11 protein-coding genes are annotated in these 16,423 nt (G+C 62.5%); 2 read left to right on the forward strand and 9 right to left on the reverse strand.

Features of this window, described 5'->3' with window-relative positions:
- Positions 1-25: 25 nt before the first annotated feature.
- Positions 26-1,300 carry an urea ABC transporter substrate-binding protein gene (gene urtA, locus HDG37_RS03100; RefSeq protein WP_184044171.1) on the reverse strand — a complete coding sequence of 425 codons (1,275 nt, stop codon included), beginning with the start codon at positions 1,298-1,300 and terminating at the stop codon, positions 26-28.
- Positions 1,301-1,481: 181 nt separating this feature from the next.
- Between urtA and HDG37_RS03105 the strand changes: the two genes are divergently transcribed.
- Positions 1,482-4,910, forward strand: coding sequence for an ATP-binding protein (locus HDG37_RS03105; RefSeq protein WP_184044173.1), 3,429 nt, complete (start codon positions 1,482-1,484; stop codon positions 4,908-4,910).
- 10 nt (positions 4,911-4,920) lie between these two features.
- Complete coding sequence (locus tag HDG37_RS03110; protein WP_311540956.1) at positions 4,921-5,880, forward strand: response regulator transcription factor; 960 nt, start codon at positions 4,921-4,923, stop codon at positions 5,878-5,880.
- A gap of 586 nt (positions 5,881-6,466) precedes the next feature.
- On the opposite strand, the gene HDG37_RS03115 is transcribed toward HDG37_RS03110, so the two are convergent.
- From HDG37_RS03115 to HDG37_RS03150, 8 genes are all read right to left on the reverse strand, one after another.
- Complete coding sequence (locus tag HDG37_RS03115; protein WP_260332719.1) at positions 6,467-7,819, reverse strand: amidase; 1,353 nt, start codon at positions 7,817-7,819, stop codon at positions 6,467-6,469.
- A 20-nt stretch (positions 7,820-7,839) separates the two neighbouring features.
- Positions 7,840-8,820: an ABC transporter substrate-binding protein gene (locus tag HDG37_RS03120; protein ID WP_184044179.1), complete on the reverse strand. Its 981-nt coding sequence runs from the start codon at positions 8,818-8,820 to the stop codon at positions 7,840-7,842.
- Between the two features lie 41 nt (positions 8,821-8,861).
- Positions 8,862-9,716 carry an ABC transporter permease gene (locus tag HDG37_RS03125; protein WP_184039818.1) on the reverse strand — a complete coding sequence of 285 codons (855 nt, stop codon included), beginning with the start codon at positions 9,714-9,716 and terminating at the stop codon, positions 8,862-8,864.
- Positions 9,713-10,489 carry an ABC transporter ATP-binding protein gene (locus tag HDG37_RS03130; protein ID WP_184044181.1) on the reverse strand — a complete coding sequence of 259 codons (777 nt, stop codon included), beginning with the start codon at positions 10,487-10,489 and terminating at the stop codon, positions 9,713-9,715. The genes HDG37_RS03125 and HDG37_RS03130 overlap by 4 nt, the downstream gene beginning before the upstream one ends.
- Positions 10,490-10,541: 52 nt before the next feature.
- Positions 10,542-11,852 carry an oxalate/formate MFS antiporter gene (gene oxlT, locus HDG37_RS03135; protein ID WP_184044182.1) on the reverse strand — a complete coding sequence of 437 codons (1,311 nt, stop codon included), beginning with the start codon at positions 11,850-11,852 and terminating at the stop codon, positions 10,542-10,544.
- A 111-nt stretch (positions 11,853-11,963) separates the two neighbouring features.
- Complete coding sequence (locus tag HDG37_RS03140) at positions 11,964-13,532, reverse strand: gamma-glutamyltransferase family protein (RefSeq protein ID WP_311540904.1); 1,569 nt, start codon at positions 13,530-13,532, stop codon at positions 11,964-11,966.
- A 168-nt stretch (positions 13,533-13,700) separates the two neighbouring features.
- Positions 13,701-14,447, reverse strand: a complete 747-nt coding sequence (locus HDG37_RS03145; protein WP_184044496.1) for a GntR family transcriptional regulator — start codon at positions 14,445-14,447, stop codon at positions 13,701-13,703.
- A 197-nt stretch (positions 14,448-14,644) separates the two neighbouring features.
- The gene (locus HDG37_RS03150; RefSeq protein ID WP_260332738.1) at positions 14,645-16,081 is read right to left on the reverse strand and encodes a sensor domain-containing diguanylate cyclase; all 1,437 of its coding nucleotides are present in this window, start codon (positions 16,079-16,081) and stop codon (positions 14,645-14,647) included.
- Between the last annotated feature and the right edge of the window lie 342 nt (positions 16,082-16,423).

The following is a 16,423-nucleotide window of genomic DNA, read 5'->3' on the forward strand; positions in this document are numbered from 1 at the left end:
TCGCCGCGCAGCTGCGGTTGACGGATTACATGTAGCCCTTCGGGAACGGATTCGGCTGGATCGGCTGCTCGGACTGCGCGACGACCTTGAATTGGCCGTCTGCCTGGCCCTGGCCGATCAGCGAGCGGCTCCACAGGTGGTGATTCGCATCGACCTTCGCATAGCCCTGCGGCGCATTGGCCACGTCGATGCCCGCCGACGACGCCACCACCTTGTCCACGTCGAAGCTGCCCGCGCGTTCGCAGGCGGCCTTCCAGATCCATGGGCCGAGATACGCGGCCTGGGTCACGTCGCCGATCACGGACTTCTGGCCGTAGCGCGCCTTGAACGCAGCGACGAACTTCTTGTTGTTCTCGTTATCGAGTGACTCGAAGTATTTCATCGACGAATAGAAGCCCGCGAAGTTATCGCCGCCGATGCCGAGCACTTCGTCCTCGGTTACCGACAGCGTCAGCAGGAACTGCTTCTGCGGAGTGATACCGGCCGCCTTGAGCTGCTTGTAGAACGCAACGTTCGAGCCGCCCACCACGCTCGCGAAAATGCAGTCCGGCCGCGCGATCTTGATCTTGTTCATCAGCGACGCAAACTCGGTCGTGCCGAGCGGGTAATACTCCTCGCCGACGACCTTCGCGTGCAGATGCTGCTCGATATGGCGGCGCGCGATCTTGTTCGACGTACGCGGCCAGATATAGTCGGAACCAATCAGGAAAAACGTTTTGGCCTTCTTCGTGTTCGATGCCCAGTCGAGCGCCCAGAGAATCTGCTGGGTCGCTTCCTGGCCCGTGTAGAAGACGTTCTTCGACTGTTCGAGGCCTTCGTAGAAGGTCGGGTAATAGAGCAGGCCGTTGTCCTTCTCGAACACCGGCAGCACTGCCTTGCGCGAGGCCGAGGTCCAGCAGCCGAACACGGCCGCGACGTGGTCGTTCTCGAGCAGCTTCTTCGACTTCTCCGCGAAGGTCGGCCAGTCGGAGGCGCCGTCTTCCTGAATGATCTGGATCTTGCGCCCGAGCACGCCGCCCATTGCGTTGATCTGCTCGATCGCGAGGCGTTCGGCCTGGATCGAACCGGTTTCGGAGATCGCCATCGTGCCGGTCGCCGAATGCAACTGGCCGACTGTCACCGTGGTATCGGTCACCGCCAGTCCGGTGGTGTTCACCTTGGCGGTGGGCGGCGTTTGAGCAAACGAAGTACGTGGCAGCCCCAGCGCCATCAACGGCGCGGCGGCGAGGCCGCCGATCAGTTTCCGGCGCAACGGCGACGGTGTGCGAGCATCATCATCGATTCGATCGTCTGCGGACATCACATTCTCCTTATCGGTCGCCCTGCGCTTCTTGCGAGAGCTGGTTCGAGGTTGGACGCAATGTAGAAAGCCAAATTGGCAACCGGAATACGTCGATTGACGTATTCCCCGCAGTCGCACTGGAATGTAATTTGCATCAGACACCGATCCGATCGTTTCCGCACCAATCCAGATCATCTCCATGCCCCAGAGTCACCCGTCAGTGGGCACGCCCAGTACCCAACGCATCGTCAAGGTGCGGCGCGACTACAATGCGTGGGTCGGCGACGAAACGCTTGAGGATTACGCGTTGCGCTTCACGCCGCGTTCGTTTCGACGCTGGTCGGAACTGCGCGTCGCCAACACGGCAATCGGCGCCGTGTCTTTTCTGGTGCTCGAAGCGATCGGCGGCAGTCTCGTCGTCAACTATGGCTTTACGAACGCGGTCTGGGCGATCGCGGTCGTATCGGTGCTCATCTGGCTCACCAGTCTGCCGATCAGCTTTTACGCCGCGCGCCATGGCGTCGACATGGATCTGCTTACGCGCGGCGCGGGCTTCGGCTATATCGGCTCGACGCTCACGTCGCTGCTCTATGCCGTCTTCACGTTTATTTTCTTCGCGCTCGAAGCGGCCATCATGTCGCTCGCGTTGCAACTCTATTTTCATATCTCGCTGGCGATCGCCTATGTACTGAGCTCGCTCGTCGTGATTCCGATCGTGATGTTCGGCATCACGCTGATCAATCGGCTGCAAAGCTGGACTCAGCCGCTGTGGCTGGTACTGTTCGCGCTGCCCTATGCGGCTGTGCTGTGGCACCATCCGGGTCTGGTGCACGAATGGACGACCTTTGCCGGCTTCGCTGCGCAAGGCCGCGCGTTCAGCGTGATCGCGTTCGGGCAGGCCTCGACCGTGGTGTTTGCATTGATCGTGCAGGTCGGCGAGCAGGTGGATTACTTGCGCTTCCTGCCGCCCCTGACTGCAAAGAACCACACGCGCTGGTGGCTCGCGCTGCTGTCGGCGGGACCAGGCTGGATCGTGCCCGGCGCGCTCAAGATGCTCGGCGGCGCATTCCTCGCCTTCGTCGCGATCCAGTACGAAGTCAGTCCGGCGGAGGCCACGCAGCCCACCCAGATGTACCTCGTCGCCTATCACTTGCTGCTCGATCCGTTTGGGCTCGCGAGCTGGGCGCTGCCCGCGATGACGCTGTTCGTGATCGTTTCGCAGTTGAAGATCAACGTGACGAATGCGTACGCGGGCTCGCTCGCGTGGTCGAATTTTTTTGCCCGTCTGACGCATAGCCATCCGGGGCGGGTGGTGTGGCTCGTGTTCAATGTGATGATCGCGCTGCTGCTCGTGGAAATGGGGGTATTCGAGGCGATCGCCAGGGTGCTGTCGCTCTACGCAAACATCGCGATCGCGTGGATCGGCGCACTGTTCGCCGATCTCGTCATCAACAAGCCGCTTGGGCTTAGCCCGCGTCATATCGAATTCAAACGCGCACACCTGTACGACGTGAATCCCGTCGGCGTAGGCGCGATGCTGATCGCCGCCGCCGCCGCGATGCTCGCGCGAAGCGGCATGTTCGGCTTGCTGGCACAAGCCATGTCGTCGTTCATCGCGTTCGGCATGGCAGTCGCCTGTGCTCCGGTGCTCGCGATCGTCACGCGCGGACGCTACTACATCGCGCGCGCCGCCCAACCCACGGGCAACGCCACTTCGCTTCGCTGCGCGATCTGCGAGAACGCGTTCGAACCGGAAGACACAGCCTTCTGCCCTGCCTACGGCGGCACGATCTGCTCGCTGTGCTGTTCGCTCGATTCGCGCTGCCACGATCGCTGCAAGCCGCACGCACGCTTCGCGTCGCAAGCCGATCACGCGCTACATCGCGTCTTTCCCCGCGTGCGGCTCGGTCCAGCCGCGCTGCGTCTCATGCACTATGCCAGCCTCATGTGCGCGATACTCGCGGTGCTCGCGAGCGTGCTCTATCTGATCTGGTCACAGAGTGTGACTTCGCTCGCCGTCGACGGATCGTCGATCGACAGCGCGATCGGCCACAGTTTTCTGAAGATATTCTTCGCGCTTTCTCTCGTCGGCTGCATAGCGGCGTGGTGGTTCGTGCTGGAGCGCGAAAGCCGCCGCGTCACGCAGGAAGAATCGCAACGGCAAAACGAATTGCTGATGCAGGAAATCGACGCGCACCAGAAAACCGACGCCGCGCTCAAGCGCGCGACGGCCGCCGCCGAATCGGCGAATCAGGCGAAAAGCCGCTACGTGTCCGGTTTGAGCCACGAGTTGCGCACACCGCTGAACAGCATTCTCGGCTATGCACAGTTGCTTTTGCAGGCGAAAGAGGAGTTTTCGCCGACGCGCTACAGCGCCGTGCGAACGATTCACCGCAGCGGCGAACATCTGCTTGCGCTCGTCGATGGCCTGCTCGACGTCGCGCGTATCGAGGCGGGCAAGCTGGAACTGAACATCGCACGCGTGTCGCTGGTGGATTTCGTCGCGCACGTCACCTCAATGCTGCGCCCGCAGGCGCTCGAGAAAGCGCTCGCTTTCGACGTGCAGACCGTAGGCCGCCTGCCCGCCACCGTGCGTACCGACCAGAAATGCATGGGTCAGATTTTGACCAACCTGATCGGCAACGCGATTCGCTTCACGTCCACGGGTACTGTGACGCTGCGTGTGAGCCACGTGCTCGACACGTTGAAGTTCGAAGTAGTCGACACCGGCCCCGGAATTCCTCCGGCCGAGATGGAGCGCCTGTTCCTGCCGTTCGAGCGAGGCGAAGCGGCGCATGCGCACGATCACGGCGCGGGACTGGGGCTCACGATCTGCCGGCTTCTCACGCAGGCACTCGGTGGCAGTCTGGAAGTGGACAGCGAGGTCGGGCGCGGCACGCGCTTCATCGTGCGACTGTTCGCGCCAGCAGTGAACAGCGCAGCCGACGCGCGCACTGAACTCGCGGCGATCCGCGGCTATACCGGGCCGAAGCGCGCGATTCTCGTCGTCGACGATCTCGCGGATCAGCGCGGCATCGTCGTGCAACTGCTGACGCCGCTCGGCTTCGACGTCGCCGAGGCGGAGAGCGGCCCCGACGCGTTGCGCCGGCTGGCGACACACAGCGTCGACGTGATCATCATGGACATCTCGATGCCGCTGATGGACGGCTACGAAGCAAGCCGGCTGATCCGCGAAAACCAGTTGTCGAACGCCCCGATCGTGCTGCTTTCGGCTAATGCATTTGCCGACGATCGGGAACGCGCGAGCGCGACCGGATGCGCCGGATATCTCGTGAAGCCGCTCCAGATCAATTCGTTGCTCGACAAACTCGCGCAGTTACTCGTGCTCGACTGGATCGCATCCGAGCCCTCCACGTCCGCGCAAGCCACGCCGCCCGTCAGGCACGCGTCACTGGACGTCGCGTGGCCGAAAGCGGTGCTCGAACGCCTGCGCGCACATCTCGAAGTCGGCTACCTGCAAGGCGTGGTCGAACAACTCGACTCCGCGCGCGCGGCATGGCCCGCGCTAAAGGAGCAGATCGACGTCTTGCGCGCTTTGGCGGAACGCTTTCAGCTAAGGGAGCTTGAGCATGAACTCGACCGACTGTCTCGCGCCGCGGACGTCTGACGCGCGCGCGATGAACTCCACCGATGCGTCGCCCGAGTGGCTGCGCGAGCGTCCCGTCGTGTTGATTGTCGACGACACGCCGGACAACCTCGCATTTCTCTCCGATACGCTTCAGGCACATGGTTACGCGGTGCTGGTCGCGCTCTCGGGCGAAGATGCGCTCAAGCGCCTCGCACGCGTGACGCCCGACGTCGTGTTGCTCGACGCGATGATGCCTGGCATGGATGGCTTCGAGACCTGCAGCCACCTGAAGCAGGACGTTCGCCACGAACATCTGCCCGTGATCTTCATGACGGCACTGACGGAAAGCGAGCATGTGGTGCGCGCGTTTCGCGTCGGTGGCATCGACTATGTGACGAAACCCGTGCGGCCTGAGGAGGTTTGCGCGCGCATTGGCGCACACGTGCAGCGCTCACGTGCGCAACTCTATGCGCACGCGGCACTGTCGCTCGATGCGCGGGCGGCGCTGATCGTCGGCGCCGATGGCGCGATCCGCTGGCAGAGTCCGCAAGCGGCACGGCAAATTTCTGCCTACCGGGCCAGCCACGCCGATGACCTCGTGCAAGCGGTTGCGCACCCCATGTTGCCGCCGCTGTTGCGCGGCTGGTTTGCGGACTGGCTCGGGCGCGGGAGTCCGACCGGCGCCGTCCTCGAATTCACCGCAGGACACGTGCGGCGTTCTGCGAGCGCAACCTCCGCTCCCGATCCTGGAGAGTGGATCCTCACCCTCAAGGAGACCGATGACACTGTGCACAGCAGCGCACTCGCGGCGCGCTTCAATTTGACGGCGCGCGAGGCCGAAGTGCTGCTCTGGGTCTCTCGCGGCAAGACGAATCGCGATATCGGCGATATTCTCGGCATGGCGCCGCGCACGGTGAACAAGCACCTCGAACATCTGTTCCGTAAGCTGCACGTCGAGACGCGCGCGGCTGGCGCTGCGCTTGCGATCAAGGCGCTGGACCGGGCCTGAAATAGCTGAACGGTCGCGCAAGCGATGACGGAAACTACCCTGCCTCGTTGTTTTACCCGAGCAGCCGCGGCACGCTCGACGCTTTGTACGTTTGGCGCATGCAGCGCGCCGGGCTCAGCTATCCGCTGCCCACGACGCTGTCTGACGACGAACTCGAAGCGCTGCTGCAAAAGCGGCGCGACAAGACACCCCGGAAATGGACGCACCGACTACGCTTGAACCGCCTTCCGCGGCTTGACAGAAGCGGCGGGCTATAACCCGGCCCATGCGAACACGAGCGAATATCCGGCGGACATCCAGGCCGCTGAAGCCAAGGTTGCTGCCCACCACGGGGTCCCGTCCGGAGTAAGCGGCAGTCACCCGGTGACCGTCGTGGCAGTCAGTGAAGAAGTGATTGAGATCGATAGCGCTGGCAACACATGCCTGACGTTCGCCAGTTCAGGGATCTTGGCCTTCGCCGCCGGATAGCTGCCATGAACACGGCTAGCGGAATTTACGAACATCAACACCGGCCGATGGGAAAGGCCAGCTCACCGGCCCCTCGGCGTTATGCGGTTTTCGATTGCCCCCAGCCTTGCCTCTGCGCTCAGCCGTGCTGCTGAGCCACCGTCGCTTGCCAGCCAGTGCGCGCTTCCACCCACTCCGCCAACATCAGCAAATCCAGGTCGCCGTGAGCGGCGCCCACCAGTTGTGCGCCAAGCGGCAAGCCCGCCGGCCCGAATCCCACCGGAACGGTCACGGCCGGTACACCGAGGAACGTCCACGGTGCGCAGAACGATGCGTCGCCCGTATAGTCGAGTCCGCGCGGCGGCTCGCCCGTGGCCGGCGCGACCAGCAGCGCATCGAGCGCCATCGTGCGCGTCAGCCAGTCGTGAAAGCGATGCGCCATCGGCATCTGCGCCGCCTTGATCCTGGCGTAGGCGGTGACGGGCAGCTTGCGTCCCTCGTCGACGAGACCGCGCATTGCCTGGCTCACGAGCTCGGGCGTGCGATCGACCAGTTCGCCGTGCGTGATGGCCGCTTCCACGGACATCAGTTTCAACGCATGCGCGGGCGTTTCGAAGATCTCGACAGGCAGATCGACTGAGACTATCTCGGCACCGTCTCGCGCGAGCTGGGCCGCGAGCCTGTCCAGCGCGGCCTGCTGCGCCGGCTCGACTTCGCCGCCGACCTGTTTCGACAGCACGCCGATGCGCCGCGTCCCAGTGCCGCGCGTCGTCGCGGCAGTGTGCGGAACGTGCGAGACGTGCGGATCGGCTGCATCGGCCCCAGTGACGAGCGCCAGTGTGTAAGCCACATCGGCGACGCGCGTCGCGAACATGCCGACGTGATCGAGCGACCACGCCAGCGGCAACACGCCCGTGCGCGCGATCGCGCCATAAGTCGGCTTGAACCCGACGATGCCGCAGTACGCCGCGGGCCGGATCACCGAGCCCTGGGTCTGCGTGCCGAGTGCGAGCGGCACGATGCCCGCCGCCACCGCCGCCGCGGAGCCACTCGACGAACCACCCGGTGTGAACCCGCCATTCCACGGGTTGACGGTCGCGCCCGGCTGACGCCAGGCGAATTCGGTGGTCACGGTCTTGCCGATAATCGACGCGCCCGCCGCACGCAGACGCGCCACCACCCACGCATCGTGCTCAGGGCGTCGGCCCTTGTAGGCGGGTGAGTTGAATTCGGTCGGCATGTCGGCGGTATCCAGAACGTCCTTCACCGCGACAGGCACGCCCGCCAACGGCGCCGTCGCATCGGCGGCATTGACCGGCGCGATCCCCGGCAAATAGCAGAACGCATGCAATGACGCCTGCGATTCGCACGCGGCATCGTAGGCGCGCACGACGTACTGCGCGACGTCTGCATTGCCCGAGGCGACCTCGGCGCGAATCCGGGCGATCGTGGGAATCGGGGCGACGGTGGAACAAACAGGGAACGTAGTCATGGAAGCGTCGGCAAACGGTGTCATTTCGCGGCAAGCGCCGGCTGAATGTAACTCTGAACGATGAACCTATCGTAGCTGGGTTGCTGCTTCAGGTTGCCGAGCGCGATCTGCGTGTCCATCGCGACGGTCAGCGCTTTCGGCGTGATGCCGACGTTCTTCGGATACACGCCTTCGTCCAGCATGCGCTTGACGGCTGCATCGACCACCACGGGATCGAGCGTCGGGAATTCCTTGCGAGCGATCGCCGCGGTTTCCGCAGGATGGCCCTGCATGAAAACCAGCGCGTTTTGCAGCCCCTTCACGAACCTCGCGGCCGCATCAGGATCAACGCTGCGTTTGGCGGAGATCGACGAGAACGCGTATTCGCCATAGAGCTTCGGAAAGCCGAGCACGACTTTCATACCCTTCGCGACGGCCTGATCGAGACCCGGCTCATACATCACCGCGATCTTCGACTGACCGGCGACCAGCGGTCCGATCTCCGAGCCGAGCGGCACCTGAACCAGCTTGATGTCACTCTGGGACATGCCGTTCTCCTTCAACAGCTTGAAGAGCAGCGACGTGCTCGTAGTCGGCATCTGTCCCGACACGACAACCTGATCCTTCACATCCTTGATGCCGCTGAACTTCACGTCCGGCGCAACCGCGATCCACACCGCCGCACCGTTCACGACGTTGGCGATCACGTCGACATCCGCGCCCTTCTCGGCGGCCACGGCCGTCCACTCCGGCCCGTGCAGCGAGAAATCGGCGCTGCCCGACAGCACGGCGGAGAGCGCCGCGCTCGGGCTACCCGCCGTCTGCTTGCTAACGTCGAGTCCCTGCTTCTCGAAGAAGCCACCGTCGATCGCTACATAGAGCGGCAAATACAGCATCGACTGGAACGCCTGCGAAATAGTCACTTTCTTGCCTGCGGCAAGCGCCGGCGTCGAAACAGCTGCAACGCTCACTGTTAAAGCGATGCTCAGCGCGGTCAGCGCCTTTCTTGCGGTGAGTGCCATCGTCTGTCCTGAGATGAAGTGGTTGGATTGCCGGAAATGGGTTAAACCTTGAGCGTGGTGGTATTCGACGCCTGCCGCCACGGCAGCAGCTTGCGCTCGAGCAGGTCGATCAAAAAGTACAGAACGAAGCCGATCGCCATCAGTACGAACAGGCCCGCCCACACGGTGTTGAGGTCATACAGGCTCGATGCTGTGAAGATCATGTGCCCGAGGCCCTTCTCTGACGAGATGAATTCGCCCACCACCGCGCCAACCAGACCGAAGCCGACGTTGATGCGAAAGGTGGAGATCACATAGGGTAGGGTGAACGGCACCACCACTTTCATGAAGACATCGTTCTTGTTCGCGCCGAGCGTGACAAGCAGCGCCTGCAAATCGGGATCGGCGTCTTTGGCCGCTTCATACGCGGCGATCAGCGCGACGATCGCGGTCAGCGAAATGGCCAGCGCGACCTTCGAGATCAACCCGGTGCCGAACCACAAGATCACGATCGGTGCGAAAGCGATCTTCGGCACACTGTTGATCGCGACGATGAATGGCTCGATCAGCCGCGCAACGAACGGCGAATACCACAGCGCGAGCCCGCACACCGATCCGACCGCCGTGCCGAACACGAAACCGAGAATGGCTTCGAAAAGCGTATAGCCGGTGTCGATAAAAAGCTGATGCGATTGCATGTCGCGCACGAGCGCCGCGAGAATTTTCGACGGCGAGCCGACGAGGAAATTCGATACCCAGCCCAGGCGCGCCGCCCCTTCCCAGATGGCGAAGAACGCAATCACGGCCGCCAGTTGCAGCAGCGAGCGGCCCCAGCCGCTGTCAAGTGCGTACCGCACGCGAGCCTTCGGTGCACGCCGTGCCGGTGCCGATTTATCGATAGAAATGGACTGCGTCATGCTGCCTTTACCTCCGTCTGAATATCGAGCTCGCCGCACAATGCATGAAAGTAACCCGCGAAGTTGGGGTCGCTGCGCGCACCGATCGGCGAGCGCGCGGCGATGTCGATGTCATAGATCTTCTTCACCTGCGAAGGCCGGCCGCCGAGCACAACCACGCGCCTGGACAACGCGACCGCTTCGTCGATGTCGTGGGTGACGAGCACCACTGTCTTATGGAACGTTTCGACAGCTTCCATCAACACGCCTTCCAGGTACAGGCGCGTCTGGTAGTCGAGCGCCGAGAACGGCTCGTCCAGCAAGATGATGTCGGGATCGTTGATCAGCGTGCGGATGAGCGCGACGCGCTGACGCATGCCGCCCGACAGCATGCGGGGATAGGCATGTTCGAAGCCCGCGAGGCCATACGTGTTGAGGTATTCCATCGCCATGTCGTGCGCCTGAGCGGCCGGCATATTCGACAGTTCCGGTCCGATCAGCACGTTTTGCAGCACGGTACGCCACGGCAGCAGCAGGTCGCGCTGCATCATGTAGCCGACCTTGCCGCGTAAGCCGTCGACGCTTTGCCCGCGATAGACGATATCGCCGCTATCCGCCTCGAGCAGGCCGGCGATCACGTTGAACACGGTCGTTTTCCCGCAGCCCGAAGGCCCGATGATGCTGACGAAATCACGTTCGTGAATATCGAAGGTCAGACCGCCGAGGACGTCGACCGAGCCGAGTTTGTTCGAAAACGATTTGCGGATATTGCGTAAGGCAAGCTGAACGGGCATGTTTGTTCCTCGACGACGGTTCGGTGTGCATTGCGGCAGACGGCGGGCGGAGTCAAACGCCCCGCTGTGCGGCGAGAAAGCGGCGGCGCATCGGCTTAAGCACGGCAATGGCCAGCAGTGCGGTGGCGATGTCGAGCGTGATCGCGGTGGAGAACACCGGCTCCCAACTGCCCGCGTGCTGATGCAGCAATGCGGCGAGCGGGCCGCCGAAGATCGAGCCGATCCCTTGCGAGATGTAGAGCCAGCCGTAGTTCTCGGTGGCGTGACGCGTGCCGAAGGTGTCCGTCAGCGTCGCCGGGAACAACGAGAAGATTTCGCCCCAGCCGAAGAACACCACGCCCGACAGCAGTACGAATAGCACGGCGTTATCGCGCGTGAGCAGCCACAGCGCCATTGCTACGCCTTCGAGCGCGAACGCGAAGAACATCGTGTTCTCGCGCCCCACCTTGTCCGACACCCAGCCGAACAGCGGCCGCGTGAGTCCGTTCGTGAAGCGGTCGATTGTCAACGCCAGCGGTAGCGCAGCCATGCCGAACACGAGCACCTTGGTCACGCCGAAGTCGGCGGCGAAGGTGGCCATCTGCGAGGTGACCATCAGACCCGACGTGGACATCATGGTCATCATCGCGAACATCAGCCAGAAGAGCGGCGTCTTCAATGTCTGCGACGGGCGAAAACTCGCGACCGTCGGCGCGGAAATGGAATCCGCGGAACCCGCGGAACCGGCGGCATCGTCGTGCGAAGGCGGCACGCGCAAACCCTGCGAAGCCAGCAGACCGACCACGGCGAACGCAATGCCGAACATCCACAGCGTGGCTTCGATGCCGCGTGTCTGCAGCGACGTGGCGATCGGGAACGTCGTGACGATCGCGCCCATGCCATAGCCGGCAGCCACCGCGCCCGCCGCGAAGCCGCGCCTGGTCGGGAACCAGCGCACCATCAGCCCCACCACGCCGACATACACAATGCCCGTTCCCAGCCCGCCGATCACACCGTAGCTCAGATAGAGCATCGCCGCGCTATGCACCTGCGAGGCCAGAATCCAGCTCAGGCCCGCCATCGCGGTGCCGATCGAGATCGGCATGCGCGGTCCGAAGCGGTCGATCAGCTTGCCCTGAAACGCCGAGAAAAACGTCTGCAATATGATCAGCAGCGAAAACGTGACTTGCAGTTCAGGTAGCGCTACGCCGAGTTTCGCGGCGAGCGGTTTGGTCATCAGCGTCCATACATATTGCGGACTCGAGATCGCCATCATGCAGACGAGACCCAGCCCCAACTGAAGCCAACGGTTGTCTGTCACGGTGGTCGAAGTGCTGCGGAGGTCCGCCGACGCTATGGATTGCGAGCGTGTGGGTGTGGTCATCGTAACTCCATTTACCGAGCAAATGCCTGCCGGCGCCGGCAGACGTGCAGCGTCCTCCGGGCCTCAAAGGCCGGACCTGCAATCCGATTGAAAAAAAGCGCGCGTGTGCGTCTACCAGCCCGCGGCTGCCCCGTCACTGCGCGGATCGTAGCCCGCTTCAATCAATCCGTCTGGATACCGAACGATTGCGCCGGCGTGTCCCATTGCCTCGTCGTAGGCCTGCATCGTCTCGACCTGGTGGCCGAGCGCTTCGAGCCGGGCCACTGTGCCGGGCGCGAAGCGCGCTTCGAGCTTGAGCGAGTCGGTCGACTGGCCCCAGGTCCGGCCCAGCAGCCAACGCGGCGCATCGATCGCGGCTTGCGGATTCCAGCCGAATTTCGCGATGCGTGAGAAAACCGCGCTCTGCGATTGCGGCTGGCCGTCGCCGCCCATGTTGCCGTAGACCATCGTACGGCCGTCGGCAAAACGTGCGAGCGCCGGGTTCAGCGTATGAAAAGGCCGGCGCAACGGCATCAGCGGATTGCGTGCGCGCTCGTCGAGCGAAAAACTGCAGCCGCGGTTCTGCCAGTTGATGCCCGACTCCGCCAGCACGATGCCGCTGCCGAACTCGTGATAGATGCTCTGGATGAAGCTCACCGCGACGCCGTTGCTGTCTGTCACGCCAAGCCACACCGTATCGCCCGGCCCGCGACCGGCGCCCCACGGCGCGGCCTGGGTGATCGAGACTTGCGCGGCCATCGCGTCGAGCGCGGCCGGCTGCAGCAACTCACGCGGATCGACGCGCATGTAATCCGGGTCGGTAATCTCGGCGTCGCGCACGGCGAACGCCAGCTTGGTCGCTTCGACGCACGCATGCACGAACTCGGGACCAAGCGGGTCCATGTCCTTCGTCAGCACCCGATCGAGGATGCCCAGAATCAGCAGCGACACCAGCCCCTGGGTCGGCGGGGGCATGTTATAGATCGTGCCCAGCGAGTGCTTGAGCGCGAGCGGCGTTCGCAGGCGCGCCTCGTGCCGTTCGAGATCCGCAAGGCTCAGCAGGGAGCCCGCCGACTGCAGATCGCTGGCAATGCTGCGTGCGAGGTCGCCCCGATAGAAGTCGTCGAAGCCCGCGTCGGCCAGACGTTCGAGCGTAGCGGCAAGACGTGGTGCGACGAAGCGCTCGCCGGTAACGGGCGCGGAACCGCCGTGTAGAAAGGTTTCGGTGAAACTCGCGAGCGGGCGCAATTCGGCAAGGCGGCTCTCCACACACTGCGCCTGGCTGCACGTGACCGGCACGCCGTGCTTCGCGTAGTGGATCGCGTCTTCCAGCAGGCGTTTGACCGGCAGCCTGCCCCCGAGCGTTTCAGCCGACCAGCGCTGCGCCCGCTGCCAGCCCGATACCGTGCCGGCCACGGTATTGGCTGCGAGCGGGCCGCGCACGGGAATCGCCGACAGTCCGCGCGCGCGGTATTCGTCGATTGTTGCGGCCAGCGCCGCCGCGCCACATGCTTCGATGCCGACCGGCTCGGCGCCGGGACGGGAGATCAGCCAGAAGCCGTCCCCGCCTATGCTGTTCATGTGCGGATAGACGACCGCGATGGTCGCGGCGGCGGAAATCATCGCTTCGACGGCGTTGCCGCCTTCACGCAGGATCGCGAGAGCGCTCTGCGCGGCGAGCGCGTGAGGCGCAACCGCCATGCCGCGGCTTCCGCGGCCCGGATTCAGGAATTTGGATGCCATGGGAGCAATAGATGTTTGCTTGTATACATACCCATGTCTACGCGAAAACCGTGCCATCAGCCAGAATTCCCGCAGAGGCCGACTGCAGAAGGAGCTTAAAAGCTCGAGCCGCTCCAACGTATGTTGCTAGATGGTGCCGCGCAACCTTGGTGGTGCATAGGGAGCGCTGTGGGGCTCCAATGCGGTGCGGGCGCGTTGCAGGCGCTCGGTCGTCAGCGTGCGCACCTCCGCCCGGCTCCCTTCTATGTGCCGTCCCAGCAACTCGACGGCACTGTCCGCCGCAAGATTGCGGATGGCCGCGAGAATTGCAATGTGTTCGTCGTAAGTGTCATCGATGCAGTCACCATAGACGAGATCGAGCCGCCGCACCACGCGGATGCGGTCGGTCACGCGCTGCATGGCCGCGCTCAACTCGGCGTTGCCGGCGGCGACGACCAACGCCTCGTGAAAGGCTTCGTCGAGTGCCACCATCTCGCGGCCATCGCGAACGCGCTGTGCGTGAGGAACGTTCCAGATGCGCTCGAGCCGCTCGAGCATCTGCAAGGCGGTCGCGGATAAGGCGCCGTCGACCCCAAAGAACCGGCTGACCGAAAACGTCTCGATCAGCTTGCGCATTTCGTATAGATCTTCGAAGCGCTTGAAATCGATCGGCACGACTTCCCAGCCGCCGCGCACATAGCCGCGCATCAACCCGTCGCTTTGGAGGCGCTGCAGCGCCTCACGCGCCGGTGTGCGGGAAACGCCGAAGCGATCCGCGATACTGCCTTCGGTCATACGATCGCCGGGCAGCAGGCGCATGTCGAAGATATCGTCGCGCACGCTGAAATAAACATGGTCAGCGCGCGATGAAGGAGATTGGGTTGTGTCTTTCACGCATGAGCCTGGAATTAACGGGTCATTTCGGCAGTGACTATCGGTTAGCCTCAAAACATCCGTCAACAGAAATTTAATCTGCCGGCGGCTCGGGCGGGCGCCGCCATTGTAGGCGCCAGTAACAAACTCAAGTCGGACAGGTGCCGTATGTCGAGATCCCACGCGCCCGTGCGCACTAGCTCATGCTTGCCGCTACATCAACCATGCAGCTTTTCAACCGTTGCCACCCGGTTCCTACCATGCGCCTTTGCTTCATACAGTGCGGCGTCGGCAGCCCGAACGACGGACGCTACATCGTCATCTTCGTCTGGCCTACAGCTAGTCGCCCCAATGCTCACTGTAACGCACCCGTGTTCGCTGCCAACGTGGGCGATATTCAGAGCATTGACTGCTGCGCTGATTTTCTCTGCGACGGCTTGGGCACCGGATGCGTTCGTATCTGGCAATACGACGACAAATTCCTCGCCACCGTATCGGGCTGCGGTATCTCTGGGTCGCCTGATGCTGTGCGCGATGCATCTGGCGACGCTTGCCAAAGCATCGTCGCCCGCCTGATGACCGTACGTGTCGTTATAGGCCTTGAACCGGTCAAGATCTACGAACAGCAAGGAGAACTCCGAGCCATTTCGCTTCACCGTGCTCCATTCCTTCGCCAGGATTTCGTCAAGAGTGCGTCGGTTGTTCAAGCCAGTCAGCACATCCGTACGTGCAATCAGACGCAGTTCATCCTCTGCCTGTATCCGGCGACGAAGCTGAGCCGCAAGTGAAAACGAAAGCGCAATAAACACAGCCCCAAAGATGCACATGAGCGATCCGATTGTGATTGCACGTGTGCGCCAGAGCGCGTACATATCGCGCTCGGCCGCGGCGACCATTATGATCAGAGGTAACCCCGGAAAATTCTTGAACCAATAAAGGCGGCGCACACCATCAATCGATGCGATTTCACTAAAACTTCCCTCGGGTGCCGAGATGAATCGCCGAAATGTATGGGACTGGCTGATGTCCTTCCCAAGGATCCCATTACCGAGAGGTTGACGCATGATCGTGACGCCATCCTTCCCGATCAGCGAAACAGACCCGTGCGGCCCCAGCGACAGAACGCCAAACAAGGCGCGAAAGTAGTCGAGACTGATGACCAGGACGACGATTCCACCGAACGATCCGTCTGACTCGGATATCCGCTTGCTCAGGGCTATGCTGGGCGTGCCGAAACGCAATGGGGAAGAATAGGGATCACTGATATAAAAGCCCGCGTGCGGATCGTCTCGTTGAACGATGAAATATTTTTGACTCGCCACACTTACCTGGTCAGGCGTCGCATCATCCGAGTCGAGCAATACGCGACCCGAGCGATCGACGACCAGGACGGTTCCAAGCGATCCCGCGGTTGCCATGCGATCGAAAAGAACCTGCCGCCGTACCGCCAGCGGCAAAGTCATGATGCGAGGTTGCCGCAGCCGCTCGATGAGTGTTTGCAACGACAATTGATACAGTGCAAAATTTCTCTCGATGTCCCGCTCTGCAATCAGGGCGATATTGCGAAGGTTGATTCGAGTATATTCTGCGGCATCTTGACGGCTCTGATACAGCACGAAAGCGGATAGCGCAATCATGACGATTGCCACCAACATCCCGCAGCCAGCTACAGGCTGCAGCAACGCCTGCAGGATGTACTTCGCCGTGGCGCCTCGATAGGAATGGAAAGTGTTTTTCTTGCTCAATTCCTGTCCCACCCACTCACCGGCCCTGGCCTTGAGCCTTTTTCCAGCCCATTCGTCGGACTGCGCAAGTTCAGAGCCCCAGACTTCGTCTTGACAGTGCGTCTGTCAAGACCATTCGGCACCTGTCACGAAACTGCTGAGTACCCCTCACACGACCTTTTTTTACTAGAATTCGCCGTTTGCCAAGCGTGAACTTCGCGGCTTTGAATGGCGCTAACACTACTGTGTTACGATTGCTTACACACTGTAGTA

It is taken from the genome of Paraburkholderia sp. MM5384-R2 (genome assembly GCF_014201025.1).
Lineage (GTDB): Bacteria > Pseudomonadota > Gammaproteobacteria > Burkholderiales > Burkholderiaceae > Paraburkholderia > Paraburkholderia tuberum.

Bases quoted from the DNA above. Each gene is read 5' to 3' on its own strand.
- HDG37_RS03125 (WP_184039818.1), bottom strand. From the start codon at position 9,716: ATGACGCAGTCCATTTCTATCGATAAATCGGCACCGGCACGGCGTGCA.
- HDG37_RS03140 (WP_311540904.1), bottom strand. From the start codon at position 13,532: ATGGCGGTTGCGCCTCACGCGCTCGCCGCGCAGAGCGCTCTCGCGATC.
- urtA (WP_184044171.1), bottom strand. From the start codon at position 1,300: ATGTCCGCAGACGATCGAATCGATGATGATGCTCGCACACCGTCGCCG.
- HDG37_RS03130 (WP_184044181.1), bottom strand. From the start codon at position 10,489: ATGCCCGTTCAGCTTGCCTTACGCAATATCCGCAAATCGTTTTCGAAC.
- HDG37_RS03105 (WP_184044173.1), top strand. From the start codon at position 1,482: ATGCCCCAGAGTCACCCGTCAGTGGGCACGCCCAGTACCCAACGCATC.
- oxlT (WP_184044182.1), bottom strand. From the start codon at position 11,852: ATGACCACACCCACACGCTCGCAATCCATAGCGTCGGCGGACCTCCGC.
- HDG37_RS03115 (WP_260332719.1), bottom strand. From the start codon at position 7,819: ATGACTACGTTCCCTGTTTGTTCCACCGTCGCCCCGATTCCCACGATC.
- HDG37_RS03110 (WP_311540956.1), top strand. From the start codon at position 4,921: ATGAACTCCACCGATGCGTCGCCCGAGTGGCTGCGCGAGCGTCCCGTC.
- HDG37_RS03120 (WP_184044179.1), bottom strand. From the start codon at position 8,820: ATGGCACTCACCGCAAGAAAGGCGCTGACCGCGCTGAGCATCGCTTTA.
- HDG37_RS03150 (WP_260332738.1), bottom strand. From the start codon at position 16,081: ATGTTGGTGGCAATCGTCATGATTGCGCTATCCGCTTTCGTGCTGTAT.